Below are 15,720 nucleotides of genomic sequence, written 5' to 3' on the forward strand. Positions count from 1 at the left end.
GGTCAGCGCCGGGGCCGTACCGCACCCTGCGCTACTCCCCCGCTCTCCCACACAGCGAGAGTGCGGCATCCGCGTGGTATCGGGTGCACACTTTGATGGAGGCTGGGCGCTGTCTACGACGTAGCGGGGACATGGAGTTCGTTCGCTGCCACAGGCGGACGCTTCTAGTCTGCGTCGGGTGATGACAGCTGACGACGTGCTGTTTGTTCTAACGACATTGGGATCTATTAGCGGCAGAGCGGCTGCTTGAGGGGCGATGTGCCGGGTCGCCTCTGGGCTCCCAGGGCCGGGTGTCAGTGGTTCATGCAAGGGTGCCCCCATGGAACCTTCGGGAGTGGTTGAGGCATTGTGGGATCGGATCCAGGCGCGCGATTGGTCAGGTGTCGCCGACTTGGTCGCAGAGGACGTCGTGGTCGAGTGGCCGGTCAGCGCGGAGCGCATCGTTGGCAACAAGAACTTCGTCGCGGTGAACAGCGAATACCCGGGGGGCTGGTCGATTCGGGTGCTGCGGATCGTGGCTGACGGCAGCGAGGTGGTCTCCGAAGTCGAGGTGCCGCATGACGAGTTCGGAGTGTTCCGGGTGGCCTCGTTCTGGACCATCCAGCAGGGACGGATCGTGCGTGGCCGGGAGTACTGGACGAGTGTTGGGGCTGATCCGCGCCCGGAATGGCGGGCGGCTCTGGTTGAGCCCATGTGAAGCGGTTGCCGCTCGCAGCGACGTTCCGGCTAAATTGGTCGTGCCGTAGCAAGGGCCGTGCGGGTTGGGTGAGTTGTGAGGCTGACCTGGGGCCGCGTGGCCTGCTCCCATCCTGCCCTGTCTGGTGTCTCCCGCGCACACGTCGGCGAGTTTCTCGCCGAACTCGCCGCCCCGTGAGAGGCCGCACGGCAGTCCGGCCTTCGCGAAGCCCGAGGTGGGGAACGCCGCAGGGCGGCCGGCGCCGGGCGCAAGCCGAAGCTGGACTTCTGCGACCGGCTGCTTCTTGCCCTCGTGCACCTGCGCCATCAACTCATGAGTGCGACCGCCACGCACATCCTCACCAGCGTGCGGATGTGCGTGGCCGATGTGCGCCCGTCCGGCCCTCAGTGCGGATCGGCGCCGAACAGTCGCTGCGCGAGGGGGTCCTGTCCAAGGAACGCCGCCAGTGCCGCCCGGTCCGGCGCGGTGGCGGGGCCGCGGCGGGCCACCGCGTAGGCCGCCGCCGCGTTGGCGCCGCGGGCGGCCGTCACGGGGTCGTGGCCCTGGCCGATCAGGGCCAGGAAGGAACCGACGTGGGCGTCTCCCGCACCGTTGCTGTCCACCGCGTCGACCGGGAAGCCCGGCACATGCGTCGGTGCCTGGCCGGGCGCCGCCAGCCAGCAGCCGTCCTTGTCGGCCCGCACGAGCACGCCCGCGCCCGAGCTCAGCCGGTCCCGCAGCGCCGTCACCGCGGCCCGCGGATCCTCGTGCCCGGACATCAGGCGGGCCTCGCGGGCGTTGACACTGAGCCAGTCCACACGGGCGAGGACCGGCGCGAGAACGGCCTCGGGGATGTCGGCCACCAGGGGCGCCGGGTCGAGGCAGACGGTGATGTCCGACGGGAGCCCCGCCGCGAAGCCGGACAGCAGCGGGCCGTTGGCCGACAGCACCAACCCGTAGCCGGAGAGTTGCAGCAGATCACCGGGACGCAGGTCCGCGGCAAGCGTGTCGATGTCCGACGGCGTCAGCGTGGCCTCAACTCCGAAGCTGGTGACGAAGGTTCGTTCGCCACCGCTGTCGATCAGGGCAACGGTGAAGCCGGTGTCGCCGTCCGTACGGACGGGCAGCAGCGTTCCGATGTCCTCGGCGGCGAGCGCATCGCGTACCAGATCGCCGTAGGGTCCCGTGCCGTGCAGCCCGGCGAAGACCGCTTCCGTGCCGAGGCGGCGGGCCGCGACCAGGGTGTTGAAACCGCCACCGGCGGTCGTTTCGGTACGGGTGCCGATGACATCGCTGCCGCGTTCGGGCAGCTCGGGAACCTCGATCACCAGATCGGCGATGACGTTCCCGGCGAGGACGAGACGGCCGTTCATTGTCCGGCTTCCTGAAGAGCGGGGGCTGCGGATTCGTTCCCGCTGCCGGCGGCGGAGTCGGCACGGCGGGCGAACAGCGCGTACGCCGCGGCACCGACGACCATGGATATCGCCCAGCCGAGACCGTTCACACCGAACCAGGTGCCGGAGAGCGGGCCCGCGAACCAGACGTCGGTCTCGCTGGTCGAGGCCTTGGTGAAGAGCAGACCGGCCACGATGGCGGCGGCCCAGCCGAGGACGGCGGGCAGATGGAATCCGCCCGAGTACCAGTACCGACTGGTTCGGGTGGTGTCCATCAACGCCTCGGGGGCGTACGTACGCCCGCGCAGCGAGTCCACCGCGATGACTCCGATCCACGCCGAGATGGGTACGGCCAGCAGGGTCAGGAACGTCGAGAAGGGCCCGTAGAAGTCGCCGGCGATCAGCATGAAGTAGATGCCGCCGGCGAACATCAGCACCACGTCGAGGGCGACTGCGGCGGTGCGCGGCACCCGCAGCCCCAAAGTGATCATCGTCAGCCCGGCGGAGTAGGTGGACAGGTGGTTCGACATGAGCAGCCCGCCGAAGGCCGCGATGAGATAGGGGATCGCCATCCAGGAGGGCAGCATCGCGTTGATGGCGGCGACCGGGTCGGAGGAGGTGGCGAGCGTCCGGTCGCCCGCTGAGAGCAGCGAGCCGAGCGAGATCAGCAGCACGAGAGGGATGCCTGCGCCGAACGCGGAGGCCCCGATCAGCCGGCGGCCGGGAATCTCGCGGGGCAGGTAACGGGCGTAGTCCGCCCCCGCGTTGGCCCAGCCGATCCCCGTGCCCGCGGCGATGAAGCCGACACCCGCGATCACTCCGCTGGTCGGCCCCGCCGGGATATGCAGGACCTTGGACCAGTCGACGGTGGCGACGAGGAAACCCATCACGACCAGATTGAGGACGCCGAAGACGACCGTGGCCCACTTGTTGATCCACATGATGGTGGCATGGCCGAGTCCGCTGATCAGCAGCGTGCAGGTGATGAAGATCAGCAAGCAGACCAGCGTGAGCACGGTGTTCCGGCCGATCCCGAAGGCGGTGTTCAGCATCGCCAGCAGCGCGTACGCGGCGGTCGTGGTGGTGATCGTCTCCCAGCCGACCCGGCTCAGCCAGGTGATCAGGGTCGGACCCGCGTTGCCCCGCTGTCCGAAGACCGCGCGGGACAGGGTGAGTGCGGGCGCGCCCCCCTTCTTGCCTGCCAGGCTCAGGGCTCCCACCAGCGCGAAGGAACCGAAGGAACCGACGACGGCAACGAGTATCGCCTGCCAGACGTTCAGGCCGCGGAAGGCGACGAGGGTCGCTCCGAGCGGGAGCCCGAGGATGCTGATGTTGGCGGCGAACCAGGTCCAGAACATCTGGCCGGCCTGTCCGTGCCGCTCGTTGTCGGGGACCGGTTCGATCCCTCTTGTCTCGATGGCACCGACGCGATCGTTCGCCTTCGAAGCGGCCATGACGGAACCTCCTTGCAGGGTGCGAAAAGGACGGGTGGGGAGAGCGGGGAAGGTGTGCGCGTGTGCTGCGCGAAGCGGCGGGACCTCGGGCCCCTGCCCGGAGCAGGGTTCCGGGCAGCTCAGCGGAGCGTGAGCAGCCGGGCGGTCAGAGGTTCCAGGTCGAGGGAGTTGACGTCGCGGAGCGTTCGGACGGCCTCGGGGGGAAGTCCCGAGAGCCCCGTGACCGACCCGGCGACCGCACCGGCGATCGCACCGATGGTGTCGCTGTCGCCGCCGAGGTTGGCGGCGAGCAGGGCAGCTCTCCAGGGATCGCCGCCGGCCACGGCGAGCACCGCGAACGCGGCGGGCACCGACTCCTGGCTTGCGACGCTGGTGCCGACGAGCGCGACGATCCGGTCTAGGGCCTCGGCCTCCGGGAGATCCCTCACGAGGTCCTGTGTCCACTGGATCCGGGACGCGATGTCGGCCCCCGCGATCCAGTGCCCGCGTCGTGCACCGGCGCGCGCCGCGGCCACCGCGGCGGCCACGGCTTCGCCCAGCGTGCCTCCGCCGACGCCCGTGCTGACGGCGGCAGCGACGGCGGCCGCGCCCGCGATCCCGATGCCGGTGTCGTGGGTGACCTGGCAGGACTCCACGACATGGTCCAGGAAGGCGTCCAGCGGCTCGACGGCGAAGGCGATTCCGACGGGGGTGACGCGCATGGCCGCGCCGTTCGTCGTGCCGTGCCTGCCGGCCTCCTGAGTCGGGACACCACGGGCCACCGCGTCCAGAGCGGCCTTGGTGGACGGGCCGAGGAGATCGAAGGAACCCTTGGCCTTCATCTCCTTCTCCCAGTCGAGCAGTTCATGGGCGAGGCGCAGGGGGTCGATCCGTCCGCGGCCCTCGTCGATCAGCCGGCCGACGATGACGGCCTGGTCGGTGTCGTCGGTGACGGACCCGGCCGGCATACCCGCGCTGACCGGATTGTCGGGGCGGGCGGGCTCGAAGCCGGTGAGCGTCCCGTACACCCGGACGACGTCCTCCCTGGACATCACCTGCGTGGGCATGCCGAGAGCGTCACCGAGGGCGAGTCCGTAGTAGGCACCGAGGGCGCGGTCGAGTTGGTCGGTCACAGTCGGCCTCCTCGGCCCGAACGTACGTGCAGTTCAAATCTGGCGGGGTCGAGCAGGCTGGTGACATGCTCGACGACCGAGTCGTCGGCCGCCCGGTACACCTGGGTGAGCCGCAGGAAGGACTCGCCGGGCGAGCGGTGCAGTACGGCGGCCTCCGCCGCGTCGAGCCCGCGCACCGACACCACGCCTTCGCCGGAGTCGGTGGTCCGGCCCGCGGCGATCAGCGTCCGGCTCAGTGAGCCACCGTCGAGGCCGCGTTCGGGCAGCCCGGCCAGGCCCCCGGTGGCAGGGACTCTGCTGCGCTCCAGCGATACGCCCTGTCCGTCGGCGAGCCGCCTGACCCGGTCCAGGGCGATGAACGCACCCGAATCGAGTCCCAGCTCCTCGGCCAGATCGCGGTCGGTCACCTCCTCGAAGCGGAGGGTCTCGGTGTGCAGTGTGGTGTCCTGCTCTGCCAGCGCCCTGGTCCAGCCGAGGCGGTTGTCGAGTGGCGTTCCCTCGTAGGTGACGAAGGAGCCGATCCCGGCGTGGGTGGAGATGAGCCCTTCTTCGCCGAGGACCTGAAGCGCCTGCCGCAGGGTGGTGCGGCTGACACCGAAGCGCTGGGTGAGCGCGTACTCCCCCGGGAGTCGGCTGCCTCCGGTGTGGACCCCGGCTCGGATCTCGTCGGCGAGCACGCTGGCGATGCGTTGATGTTTGTGGACCTGTCCAGGCATGTCCAGACAGTAAATGGACAGGTCCTCTCAGGTCCATAGCTGCAGAGGATTTTTTCCGTGTGACCGCGGCGCCGGGGGCCGTCCAGGCCGGACCCGAGATCGCTGTCGGCCTGCGCACACTGAACATCGGCGCGTTACCTGGTCCATCGGTTCGGCCGGAACCGGGGACCGACCGAGGCAATGATCAGAGCTGGACTCGATATCCCGGGCACCGTCGCCGACGAGTCCCGCAGCCTGACGGCCGCCGAGAAGGACCTGCCGGCCGGCGCCTGGCGCGCGGGGTCCGTCCGGGCCGATCCGACCGTCGCCGACATGCGGGACCTGATGATCGGCTGCGTAACCTGCGACCGGGACCTCGCGGACCCGGGGCCCCGCGACCGCATGATCGACATAGCCTGCACGGGAATGCGGCCGAAGTGCTGAGCGCGACTGTCGACGAGAAGACTCCCGCCCAGCGGCCGAGTAGGTCTGGGTCTCCGTTCGTCCCGGTTATTTTCTGCGGGTTCGTCGTGGTTGGTCGCGCAGTTCCGCGCCTCGGAAAAGCAGGTACCCCGCGCCTACCGGGATGCCAACAGATCGGCCAGCAGCGGGAGTTGCTCCGGGTCTTCCAGGGCTGAGCCCACGGCGACGACCCTGGCCCCGGCTGCCAGGTAAGCGGCAGCGTTGGACGCGTCGATGCCGCCCGTCGCCACGAACGGCACCTCCGGGAACGGGCCCCTCATGGCCTTGAACCAGCCCTGGCCGAGCACGCTCGCCGGGAACGCCTTCAGCCAGGTCAGGCCGAGCGCCCGCGCCGCCTGGACATCGGTGGCGGTGGCGACGCCGGGCAGGTGCGGCAGGCTCGCGTTGGTGCTGGCCCGCGCCACCTCGGCGTCGAGCCCGGGTGCCACCGTGAACGCGGCACCCGCCGACACCGCCCACTCGAGGCGCTCGGTCGTGGTGACCGTGCCCGCACCGACCGCCTTGCCGCGCTCGCGGCCCGCGGCCACCACGGCGGCGAGCACCCGCGCGGCCTCCTCGGTCTGCACCGGTACCTCGACGCACTCGATGCCCAGGTCCCAGGCTCGTACGGCGAGTTCCACGGACTTGTCCGCCGGCATGCCGCGCAGGATCGCCATCACGGGCGACTTGGCGAACAGCTCGTCGAACGTCGGCGTCTCGGGGTCTACGGGGGTCAGGGGCGCCATCCCAGCTCCTTGGAAATCGTCTCGGCGGTGGTCATCAGGTCAGGCAGTACGTCGGCCTCGAGGGCGGCCAGGTCGGCCTTCGCCTTCAGGGCGGTGACGGACACGGCGGCGACCACGTCGCCGCCGCTGTCGCGCACGGGGACGGCGAGGCAGTTCACGTAGTCCTCGTACTCGCCGTCGTCGACGGCCCAGCCGCGCGCCCGGGTCTCGTCCAGGGCCCCGCGGTAGGCGGCTGCGTCGGTGATCGTCGTGCCGGTGTGCGGCGCGAAGTCGCAGCCGGCGAGAAGCGCGTCGGCCCGATCGCGGGGTACGTGGGCGAGGATCGCCTTGGCGACGCCGGCGGTGTGCAGCGTGACGGGTCGGCCGATCTGCGAGTACAGCCGCACTCCGTCCACCGGGTCGACCTTGTCGACGTACACGATCTGCTCGCCCTCGAGCGCGGCGAGGTGCACGGTGTGCCCGCTGAGCTCCCCGAGCCCGCGCAAGTGCTCGCTTGCGACGTCCTTCAAGCCGAACTGTTCCACGGCGAGTTGGGCGAGCCCGGCGAGCCGGTGGCCGACCGCGTACCGCCCATCGGGCAGGCGGCGGGCGAGTCCGCCCTCGGCCAGCGACTCCAGCAGGCGCAGCGCGGTCGAACGGTGCACGCCCAGGTGCTCACCGACCTCGGTCTGCGTGCGCGGCCTGCGGGCGATGCACTCCAGGGCGTCAATGGCCCGCCGTACGGTCTGTGACATGACCTCAGCTCCTGCCTTTCGGTGAGATGGGGACGTAGTCCTCGATGCTGCGCAGCGTGCGCCCGGCCAGACGGTGGCCGAGGGCGAGGCGCTCGCGCGGCGCCGCTCCGTCGAGCAGCCCGCTCAGGTATCCGGCGGCGAAGGCGTCACCCGCACCGACGGCCTCCACCACGTCCACGGCGGGCGCGGCCACGAACTCCTGTTTCCCGTCGGTGAATTCGGTGGCTCCCACGGCGCCGTCCTTGACGACGAGCGTGCCGCGCGGCCCGATGTGGTCGCGGATTGCCTGCGCGGTAGCGGTGCCCCACAGGGTCTCGCCCTCGTCGCGGCCGACGAGCACGATGTCGGCGCGGCGCGCCAGGGCGAGCAGCGCCTCGGCCGCCTCGCCGTGCGAACTCCATAGCGCGGGGCGGTGGTTGACGTCGAACGAGACCAGGGTTTTGGTGCCGGCCGCCCGCTCCAGAAGCGTGGCCACGAGCGCCGCGCACGTGCCGGACAGGGCGGGTGTGATCCCGGTCAGGTGCAGCAGCCGCACGCCGGTCAGGTCGATGCCGTCCGCGTCGGCCGCGCTCATCCGGGAGGCCGCCGAGCCGGCCCGGTAGTAATGCACGCGCGTTCCATGGGGTCCCGGGTCCTTGAAGTAGACGCCGGTCGGGGCCGAGGTGTCGCGCCGTACACCGGTGACGTCCACACCGCGTGACGCGACCGCCGCGACGATCCGCCGCCCGAACGGGTCGTCGCCGACCCGGCTCACCCAGGCGGCGCCGTGGCCGAGGTCGGCGAGGTACTGGGCGACGGTCGACTCGGCGCCCGCGACGGCGAGCCGCAGCGCCCCGCTGTGCTCGAGGCCTGCGCCATCGGCGGGCGTGACCTGCGCCATCGTCTCGCCGAGGCAGACAGCCGTAGCGGCTGTGGTGGTCATCGCGCCGTCCCTCCATTGGCATGAGTGACATGCCATTGACATCCCGCAGTGGTCATGAAGAACGTTAGCAGCCCTTGTGCAACAGGCGTGCATATGTTGCAACACGAGCATGAGCCGCACAGAATCCCCCCACCAGCGTGAAGCGAAAGGGAGTGCACGACGCCGAGGGCATCCACCCATCAGAACGCACATCAGGAGGCCGGACCGCAGGCGGCGATGAGCGCCCGCACCCCGCAGCGCCGCACCGCCGCCGCCAGCGTCGTCGGCTCGATCCTCGAGTGGTACGACTTCTTCCTCTTCGGTGCCTCGGCCGCGATCGTCTTCAACAAGGTCTTCTTCCCGAACGTCTCCCCGTTCGCGGCGACGCTCGCCTCCTTCGCGACCTTCGGCCTGGGCTTCGCCGTCCGCCCCATAGGCGGCCTGGTCCTCGCCCACCTCGGCGACCGCATAGGCCGCCGCCCGGTGCTGATCCTCACCGTGGTCCTGATGGGCGCCGGCACCCTCGCCATCGGCTTCCTCCCCACGTACCACCAGATCGGCATCTGGGCCCCGGTGCTGCTCGTGCTCTGCCGGATGATGCAGGGCTTCGGCGTCGGCGCCGAGCTCGGCAGCGCGTACGTCATGTCGACGGAGGCGGCGAAGGCCGAGAAGCGCGGCTTCTACGGATCGCTGCCCGGTGCGGGCGAGTTCATCGGCGTCGTCATCGCCTCCGGCGCGGTCGCCGCCGTCTCCACGCTGCCCGAGGACGACTTCCTCGGCTGGGGTTGGCGCATCCCGTTCCTGGCGAGCGCCCTGGTCGTGATCATCGCTCTCGTCATCCGCAACGCGGCGCGACCGAGCAGTTCGAGGCCACTCGCGACAGCGGCAAGCGCGAGAAGCTCCCCGTCCTCGCCACGGTCAAGAGCCGCCCCAAGGCGATCGCCCTGCTCATCGACTCCGGGTGCGCCACCGCAATCGCCTCGTACGCGATCCAGGGCTACCTGCCGAGCTACCTCACCAACCAGCTCGGCCTGTCCTCCGACACCTCGGTCCTCGGCATCACCATCGCCTCGGCGATCTCCATCCTCACCATCCCGCTGGCGGGTGCCCTGTCCGACCGGGTCGGCCGCAAGCCGGTGATGATCGGCGACGCGGTGGCGATCACGCGGGTGATCACCGTCCGCCCGGCCGGTGCCGCCCGCTCGAGGAACCCGAGCGCTTCGACCTGCTCCTGGCCCGCAGGGCGCACCGCGATTCTCCGGCCGCTGAGCAGGTCGCCTCGGTGATCTCGCGGTGCGCGAGCGGGGCATCCGGCGGCACACCCCGGTGACGCTGCCGCGCGCCGGCTCAGCCGAAGGGCCGGCCTCGGTGATCGCCACGCGTTCGGCGACCCGGCGGTACGGCGCGTAGTCGTTGACGGCGTAGTGCTGGTTCCACCGGGCGCAACAGCTTCCGGTGGAGCGGCACTTCGCCCACCGGCGCCATGTGTGCCTCCAAGGACGGCCGGTCCGGCGTCAGTGCCGCAGCAGGTGAAGGTCGATCGCATCGGCCATGGCCTTCATGCCCGCGTCGTCGGGGTGTATGTGATCGCCGGAGTCGTAGGCGGGGTTGAGGGCCGAGGGGTCCGCGGGGTCGCGCATGACCCGGTCGAAGTCGATGACGCCGTCGAAGGCACCGCCGGTGCGGATCCAGTCGTTGACACTGCGGCGGAGCGCCTCGGCGGCGGGCGTGTAGTAGCCGTTGCCCTTGACCGGCATCAGGGTCGCGCCGACGACACGGACGCCGGCGGCGTGTGCCTCGTCGACGAGGGTGCGCCAGCCGTCGATCAGGTCCTGCGCGGTCAGCGGTCCGCCGTCGGGACCGGCGTTGTTGCCGATGTCATTGATGCCTTCGAAGAGAATCACGTCTTTGACGCCGGGCAGACCGAGAGCGTCATGGCGGAACCGCTTCAGGGCGCTCACGCCCTGCCAAGGGTTGGGGACGTCGGTGAGCACGCGGTTGCCGCCGATACCGGCGTCCACGACACTCAGCCGCTGCGGGCCCGGCTCGGCTTCGAGGCGGCGGCCGAGCACGTCGGGCCACCGGGTGTAGGTACCGGTCGAGGAGTGGTAGCCGTCGGTGATGGAGTCGCCGAACGCGACGACGGTGCCCTTCGCCGTCGGGGACAGGACGTCGAGACCCGCCAGGTAGTACCAGGAGGTCGTGGTGGTGACGAACCCGGCCGCGCTGTCGTCCCCTGTGCGGTCGCCCGAGGCCGTGTAGGTCGTGTCGAAGGCGTCCGAGTGCCAGGTCGACATGCCGGTCGCGCCGGGCACGTAGAGGCTGACGAGCAGGTTCTGTCCTGCCTCCACCGAGATCGGGACGACGTCACTGACGACCTCGTCGCCGGCCGGGACCGTGACGCGGTCCGAGCCGCCGAAGGTGATGCGCCGGGCGGTGCCTGGCCTTGCCTCGCCGCCGTGCGCCTGGACGGCGACGTTCGTGGCCGCCGCCTCGAGCGGCCCGGGGCTGTAGCGGTTCGAAAGTGTGATCCGGGCGCGCGATCCCGCCACGCTGCTGTGCACCACCATGCGAATGGTCTGGTTCTCGAAGGTGGGGCCTCCGGTCGTCATGCTCGGCGACCAGGCGCTCACCCGGGTGCCCGGGGCGTTGGCCGACGGCGTGGCCGCGCGCGCGGTGCCCACCGGCGCGGCCGCCAGGGCGAGCGCGAGCAGCGCTCCGAACAGGGACCGCGAAGGTCTGCGGCGGGCGCGGCTGCGCACCGCTCGGTGCGGCTGATCGAGGGTCATCGGCACTTTCTCCGTTCTTCTCGACGTTCAGGTCGTCGTTCAGGTCGTCGTTCAGGCACGTACGTCCTCGGGAAAGCGCGGTGCGGGGCAGGGCGACCGTGGGGCCGGGCGCCCTGCCGTGCACCGGTCGTACCGACCGGTTCAGCCCTGGAGGTCGGTGAGCCTCATCGACTGACCGGGCCGCAGGGTGACAGTCGTGCTGCGGCCGCCCGCGGTGACGGTGGTCCTGCGCCCCCCGACGCTGTGCAGCGTCGCCCGGTGTACGCGGCCTCGCTCCCAGGTCATGTCCACGGTGAAGCCGCCGCGGGCTCCCACGCCCTTGAGGGAGCCGGATTCGGCCCAGGCGTCGGGGAGTGCCGGCAGGAGTTCGATGTGACCGGGGCGGGAGTAGACGAGCATTTCCAGCATCGCGGTGGGCGTGCCGAGGTTGGCGTCGATCTGGAAGATCGCCCGGGTGTCGGAGACCCGGTACATGTCGAAGAAGTTCATGGCCGTGCCGGTGTCACCGCCCGCCCAGGGCCGCAGGTTCGTCAACAGCAGCCGGTAGGCCTTGTCGGCGTCCTTGAGCCGCGCCCAGCACGCTGCCCGCCATGCGCAGGCCCACCCGTAGCTCTCCATGCCGCGGGAGGTCAGCAGCTGCGTTGCTCCCTTGAGGAGTTCGGCGTCGCCGGCGTCCGGGCGGATACGGTCGCCGGGGAACAGGTTGATGAGCGGCGACAGATGGCGGTGGGTGGTCTCGCCGAGGTCGTCCTCGCTCATCCACTCCTCGAGGCGGCCGGACTTCGGGCTGACCTTCGGGAGATAGAGGCGGGCACGCAACGTGCCTATGACGGCTGCGTGTTCGGTGTCGCGGCCGAGAGTGCGGCAGGCCTGCTCGTAGTGGCCGAAGAGAGACCACAGGAGTTCCTGTGTGTATGTGATGCCGCGGGCGTCCTGCGGGCCCTGTTCGGGCGACCAGTCGTGGTCGTCGATGAGGACCTCACGTCCGTCGACGGTCGTGGTGATCAGGCGTGCTTCCCAGAACTCGCAGGCGCCCTTGAGGAGCGGCATGATCCGCGCCAGGTACTGCACGTCCTGCGTGTACTCGTAGTGCTCGTAGAGGGATTCGCACAGCCAGGCGTTGCCCGCCGGGTGCCACCACCAGCCGAGGCCGCCGTAGGGGTTCGTGGAGAAGGCGACCGTCCAGCCCGCGACCTTGCCGGAGGTGTTGCGGTAGCGGTTGCGGGAGTCGTTGAACTGCTTCTGCGTCACCTCGCTCCACGCGGGGAGCTGGGCCAGGCAGTAGTCGGCGAAGGCGGTGAACGTGTCCCCGAGGCCGGCCCGGTCTGCCAGCCAGTAGTTCATCTGGACGTTGATGTCGGTGTGGTAATCGCCCATCCAGTCCGGGGTGTTGCCCTCCAGCCACACCCCCTGGAGTCCCATGGGCAGCCCGTCGCGCGAGCCGCAGATGGTCAGGTAACGGCCGAACTGGAGGTAGCTGGCCTCCAGTTCGGGGTCCGGCGCCGATCCGTCGGAGGCGCGCGCCTTCAGGCGCGACCAGGTGTCCATCCGGCGTTGCCCGCCGCTGGAGCGGCCGAGGTCGAGGGTGAGCCGGTCGTAGCGGGCGCGGTAGTCGGCGACGTGCGTGTCGCGCAGCCGTAGGGCCGGAGTCCGGGCCGTCGCGAGGGCCTTGTCCTGGGCGAGGGTGAGCGGGTCCGCGTCCGGGTCCCGGTAGCCGGTGGTGTGGTCCGGCGCGTAGTCCGTGCCGCCGCTGATGACGAGGGTGACCTCGGAGCAGTCGGTGAACGTGACGCGGGTTCCGGTGGCGGTGATCGTCCCGTCCCCGGCAGCGGTGACCGTGGCGGCGTAGCGCAGCTTGTTGCCGAAGGCGGCGGAGAAGGAGGCGAGGTTGCGGCCCTTGTCGACGCCGGTCGTCTCGCCGTGGGTGCCGGAGAGGATGACGGCGCCGGTGAGGGAGCCGCCGCCGCTCTGGCTCAGCCGGACGACGATGGTGTCGTCGGGCGCGCTGGCGAACATCTCCCGCGTGTGGCGGACCTTGTCCTTGGTGTACGTCGTGGTGACGAGGCCGTTGCTGAGGTCGAGGGTGCGGCGGTAGTCCGTGACGGCGGAGAGCTCGTGTCCCGGCAGGTACAGCATGACCCGGGCCAGCAGGGTGAGGCTGCCGAAGTCATCGCGCCCGTAAGGGAACTGGCCGTCGGAGTCGAGGGTGGTGTTGGCGCCGCCGGTCCACAGGGTGGCGTCGGTGACGTGCAGGAGTTCCCTGGCCGGGTCGGCGCCGACGAGGGCACCGAGGCGGCCGTTGCCCAGCGGCAGGCCCTGCTCGATGAGGAGGTCCTCGTCGGCGGGCTCGGGGTACCACAGGGTCGTCGCCTCGCCGGCCGGTACCAGCGGGGATGTGGTGGGGCGGCGGGGCGCGGCGTGCGCGGTGAAGGCGGGCAGGGCGCTCAGCGCGAGGGCTCCGCCGAGGCCGAGGACCAGGCGTCTGGAGGGTCCGTTGCTCATGTGCGGCTCCTTGGGCGTGACGGGCGGTCAGGAGAGCTTGATCAGGCGGGAGCCGTGGGCCGGGACGGCGGTGGCGGTCCAGGAGCCCTTGGCGGTACCGAGGTCCTTGCGGGCGACGACGTCGCGCAGGTGCTGGGGGCGCTTGATGCCCAGGTCCTTGAGGTCGACCGTGATGTCGGTGGCCGTGGAGCCGAGGTTGTAGACCGCGAGGTAGGTGGCGCCGCCCGCCTTCTTCGTCCACACCTGCGTGTCACCGGCGCGGATCTGCCTGGGCAGGACGGCGGCCTGGTCGACGGCGATGACCTCGGGGTTGGCCAGGATCGCCTTGGCCTTGTCGTCGAGGAAGTAGATGTCGCCGCCGACGTACAGCGGAGACGAGGCCATCGACCAGAAGGTCATGACGGTCTGCCGCTCGGTGTCGTTGATGCCGTCCTGGAGTCCGCTGCCGGAGTTGTTGTTGATGGGCATCGAGTCGAGGTCGGCGAGGTAGCCGGGGGCGGACAGCTTGTCGAGCCACTTGGGCAGGTCGGCGAAGCGGTCGTCGACGGAGCTGGTCCACGTGCTGGTGGTCTCGCAGTAGCACTCGATGTCGGTGTCGACACGGACCCCGTTGGCGTAGGGCCGCAGGCCGTCGCCGGCCTCGAGGTCGACGGGCCAGGCGCTGGCGGACAGCCACATGCTGCGGCCGCTGTGGTCGATGGCGGTGGACCAGGCCTTGATGTCGGCGACGTTGTCCTTCGTCACGCCGTCGATCTTGATGAAGTCGATGCCCCAGGAGGCGTACCGCGCGACGATCGAGTCGATGTACTCCTGGGCACAGGGGTTGCTGTAGTCGATCTTCCAGCTGCCGCCCCACTTGTTGGTCGGGGTCAGCGGCTTCACCGCAATGTCCTGCGCATGACAGTCAGTACCGAGGATCGGCGCGTTCTTGTCGTACACCTCCTTCTCCAGTCCTGCGGCGCCGTACAGACCGAGCTTGAGGTCCTTGCCGTGGACGTAGTCGGAGAGCGACTGCATACCGCTGGGGAAGCGGTCCTTGTCGGCGTTCGGGATGCCGTTGGCGTCGGTGTGGAAGTTCCAGTCGTAGTCGAAGTTCCAGCCGGCGTCGATGTTCAGATTCCTGTAGCCGGCCGAGGACAGCTGGCTGCTGAGCGCGTCGGCGGCGTTCTTGATGTTGCCCTCGTTCAGCCAGTGTGTGCCGTAGCCGTCACGCGAGGAGGACTCGACGCTCCAGCTGCTCCAGCCCATGAACGGCTTGACGTACGGGGTCTTGGCCTCAGCGGTGCCGGTGGACAGGGCGAGGGTGAGGGGCAGTGCGCAGGCGGCGGTGAGCGCCGCGCGCCGGGTCGTTCTGGTCGTACGGGTCACTGGAAGTACCTCCGGTACTGGGGAGAGGGAGTTTCAGGACTTGAGGCCGGACATCGCTATGCCCTGGACGATGTGGCGCTGAGCGACCAGGAACATGATCACGAGCGGGAGGATCGCCACGACCGTGCCGGCGAACAGCTCGGGCAGGTTGACGGTCTGGGAGGTGAGGAAGCTGGAGAGCGCGATCTGCACGGTCCAGCTCTCGGGGTCCTGGCCGATCATCAGGGGCCACAGGAAGGAGTTCCACGCCTCGATGAAGGACAGTGCGCCGAGTGAGGCGATCATCGTGACCGAGTTGGGCAGGATGATGCGCCCGTAGACACCGAGGTAGCTGAGGCCGTCGAGGCGGCCCGCCTCCTCTATCTCGGCGGGGAAGGACAGGTAGAAGCTGCGGAAGAGCACGACGGCGAACGCGTTGAACAGGCCGGGTGCGATCAGGCCCCACATCGTGTTCACGCCGCCCATCGAACCGACCACGACGAACGTCGGCAGGAAGGTCACGGCCTGCGGGATCATCAGCGTGCCGACGATGAGCGAGAGGACGACCCCGCGACCGGGCACGTTGATCCGGGCGAGCGCGTATCCGGCCATCGAGGCGAGCAGCGTGGACACCGGGGCCGAGATCACCGCGATCAGCAGCGAGTTGGCAAGGGACCGGCCGAAGGGTCGCTCCGGGTTGTCGAACAGGGAGCTGAAGTTGTCCCAGTTCAGCGAGGACGGCAGCCAGTGCCAGTCGGTGGCTGTGACCTCCGGCGTCGTCATGAAGGCGTTGCGCACAAGCACGTAGAACGGGATCAGGAAGACCACGGCCAGCAGGCACAGCACCAGGTACGTGGCGGCGGAGCCGAGCACGCTCCCTCGGTAACGGTTCATGGGTTGAGTCCTTG

At 70.0% G+C, this 15,720-nt stretch carries 15 protein-coding genes and 1 pseudogene; 4 read left to right on the top strand and 12 right to left on the bottom strand.

Going from position 1 to position 15,720, the window contains the following annotated elements:
* The first annotated feature begins 319 nt into the window (after positions 1-319).
* Entirely contained in the window at positions 320-697 is a 378-nt protein-coding gene (locus OG758_RS10255) for a nuclear transport factor 2 family protein (RefSeq protein ID WP_326709696.1), read from the top strand.
* Between the two features lie 383 nt (positions 698-1,080).
* Here OG758_RS10255 and OG758_RS10260 read toward each other — a convergent pair whose 3' ends face one another.
* From OG758_RS10260 to OG758_RS10275, 4 genes are all read right to left on the bottom strand, one after another.
* Complete coding sequence (locus OG758_RS10260; protein ID WP_326709697.1) at positions 1,081-2,049, bottom strand: PfkB family carbohydrate kinase; 969 nt, start codon at positions 2,047-2,049, stop codon at positions 1,081-1,083.
* Complete coding sequence (locus OG758_RS10265) at positions 2,046-3,524, bottom strand: purine-cytosine permease family protein (protein WP_326709698.1); 1,479 nt, start codon at positions 3,522-3,524, stop codon at positions 2,046-2,048. Before OG758_RS10265 ends, OG758_RS10260 begins: the two co-directional genes overlap by 4 nt.
* Positions 3,525-3,643: 119 nt before the next feature.
* Positions 3,644-4,636, bottom strand: a complete 993-nt coding sequence (locus OG758_RS10270; RefSeq protein WP_326709699.1) for an ADP-ribosylglycohydrolase family protein — start codon at positions 4,634-4,636, stop codon at positions 3,644-3,646.
* Positions 4,633-5,352, bottom strand: coding sequence for a GntR family transcriptional regulator (locus tag OG758_RS10275; protein ID WP_326709700.1), 720 nt, complete (start codon positions 5,350-5,352; stop codon positions 4,633-4,635). The genes OG758_RS10270 and OG758_RS10275 overlap by 4 nt, the downstream gene beginning before the upstream one ends.
* A 138-nt stretch (positions 5,353-5,490) precedes the next feature.
* Here OG758_RS10275 and OG758_RS10280 point away from each other — a divergent pair, with 138 nt between their 5' ends.
* Positions 5,491-5,775 carry an SbtR family transcriptional regulator gene (locus OG758_RS10280; protein ID WP_326715864.1) on the top strand — a complete coding sequence of 95 codons (285 nt, stop codon included), beginning with the start codon at positions 5,491-5,493 and terminating at the stop codon, positions 5,773-5,775.
* 134 nt (positions 5,776-5,909) lie between these two features.
* Here OG758_RS10280 and OG758_RS10285 read toward each other — a convergent pair whose 3' ends face one another.
* From OG758_RS10285 to OG758_RS10300, 4 genes are all read right to left on the bottom strand, one after another.
* Complete coding sequence (locus tag OG758_RS10285) at positions 5,910-6,539, bottom strand: bifunctional 4-hydroxy-2-oxoglutarate aldolase/2-dehydro-3-deoxy-phosphogluconate aldolase (protein WP_326709701.1); 630 nt, start codon at positions 6,537-6,539, stop codon at positions 5,910-5,912.
* Complete coding sequence (locus OG758_RS10290; protein ID WP_326709702.1) at positions 6,527-7,273, bottom strand: IclR family transcriptional regulator; 747 nt, start codon at positions 7,271-7,273, stop codon at positions 6,527-6,529. The genes OG758_RS10285 and OG758_RS10290 overlap by 13 nt, the downstream gene beginning before the upstream one ends.
* 4 nt (positions 7,274-7,277) lie before the next feature.
* The gene (locus OG758_RS10295; RefSeq protein ID WP_326709703.1) at positions 7,278-8,195 is read right to left on the bottom strand and encodes a sugar kinase; all 918 of its coding nucleotides are present in this window, start codon (positions 8,193-8,195) and stop codon (positions 7,278-7,280) included.
* 191 nt (positions 8,196-8,386) lie between these two features.
* The gene (locus OG758_RS10300) at positions 8,387-8,608 is read right to left on the bottom strand and encodes a hypothetical protein (protein WP_326709704.1); all 222 of its coding nucleotides are present in this window, start codon (positions 8,606-8,608) and stop codon (positions 8,387-8,389) included.
* On the opposite strand from OG758_RS10300, the pseudogene OG758_RS48930 reads away from it, so the two are divergent.
* Positions 8,511-9,002, top strand: a pseudogene (locus tag OG758_RS48930) (MFS transporter); the annotation flags it as partial. The gene OG758_RS10300 and the pseudogene OG758_RS48930 overlap by 98 nt on opposite strands.
* On the top strand, positions 8,960-9,460 hold the full coding sequence (locus OG758_RS10305; RefSeq protein WP_326709705.1) for an MFS transporter: 501 nt from the start codon (positions 8,960-8,962) through the stop codon (positions 9,458-9,460). The pseudogene OG758_RS48930 and the gene OG758_RS10305, both read left to right, overlap by 43 nt.
* Before the next feature lie 228 nt (positions 9,461-9,688).
* On the opposite strand, the gene OG758_RS10310 is transcribed toward OG758_RS10305, so the two are convergent.
* From OG758_RS10310 to OG758_RS10325, 4 genes are all read right to left on the bottom strand, one after another.
* Positions 9,689-10,963: an SGNH/GDSL hydrolase family protein gene (locus OG758_RS10310; protein ID WP_326709706.1), complete on the bottom strand. Its 1,275-nt coding sequence runs from the start codon at positions 10,961-10,963 to the stop codon at positions 9,689-9,691.
* Between the two features lie 141 nt (positions 10,964-11,104).
* A complete protein-coding gene (locus OG758_RS10315; RefSeq protein ID WP_326709707.1) occupies positions 11,105-13,465 on the bottom strand; it encodes a glycoside hydrolase family 95 protein in 2,361 nt (786 codons plus the stop codon).
* 27 nt (positions 13,466-13,492) lie between these two features.
* A complete protein-coding gene (locus tag OG758_RS10320) occupies positions 13,493-14,833 on the bottom strand; it encodes a glycoside hydrolase family 27 protein (protein WP_326709708.1) in 1,341 nt (446 codons plus the stop codon).
* Between the two features lie 33 nt (positions 14,834-14,866).
* A complete protein-coding gene (locus OG758_RS10325; RefSeq protein WP_326709709.1) occupies positions 14,867-15,706 on the bottom strand; it encodes a carbohydrate ABC transporter permease in 840 nt (279 codons plus the stop codon).
* Positions 15,707-15,720: the final 14 nt, after the last annotated feature.

It is taken from the genome of Streptomyces sp. NBC_01474 (assembly GCF_035918215.1).
Classification (GTDB): Bacteria; Actinomycetota; Actinomycetes; order Streptomycetales; family Streptomycetaceae; genus Streptomyces; species Streptomyces aureus.

Excerpts from the sequence above, each read along its gene's own strand:
- OG758_RS10255 (WP_326709696.1), top strand. The coding sequence starts at position 320 with ATGGAACCTTCGGGAGTGGTTGAGGCATTGTGGGATCGGATCCAGGCG.
- OG758_RS10260 (WP_326709697.1), bottom strand. The coding sequence starts at position 2,049 with ATGAACGGCCGTCTCGTCCTCGCCGGGAACGTCATCGCCGATCTGGTG.
- OG758_RS10265 (WP_326709698.1), bottom strand. The coding sequence starts at position 3,524 with ATGGCCGCTTCGAAGGCGAACGATCGCGTCGGTGCCATCGAGACAAGA.
- OG758_RS10275 (WP_326709700.1), bottom strand. The coding sequence starts at position 5,352 with ATGCCTGGACAGGTCCACAAACATCAACGCATCGCCAGCGTGCTCGCC.
- OG758_RS10285 (WP_326709701.1), bottom strand. The coding sequence starts at position 6,539 with ATGGCGCCCCTGACCCCCGTAGACCCCGAGACGCCGACGTTCGACGAG.
- OG758_RS10290 (WP_326709702.1), bottom strand. The coding sequence starts at position 7,273 with ATGTCACAGACCGTACGGCGGGCCATTGACGCCCTGGAGTGCATCGCC.
- OG758_RS10295 (WP_326709703.1), bottom strand. The coding sequence starts at position 8,195 with ATGACCACCACAGCCGCTACGGCTGTCTGCCTCGGCGAGACGATGGCG.
- OG758_RS10300 (WP_326709704.1), bottom strand. The coding sequence starts at position 8,608 with ATGGGGCGGACGGCGAAGCCCAGGCCGAAGGTCGCGAAGGAGGCGAGC.
- OG758_RS10310 (WP_326709706.1), bottom strand. The coding sequence starts at position 10,963 with ATGACCCTCGATCAGCCGCACCGAGCGGTGCGCAGCCGCGCCCGCCGC.
- OG758_RS10315 (WP_326709707.1), bottom strand. The coding sequence starts at position 13,465 with ATGAGCAACGGACCCTCCAGACGCCTGGTCCTCGGCCTCGGCGGAGCC.
- OG758_RS10325 (WP_326709709.1), bottom strand. The coding sequence starts at position 15,706 with ATGAACCGTTACCGAGGGAGCGTGCTCGGCTCCGCCGCCACGTACCTG.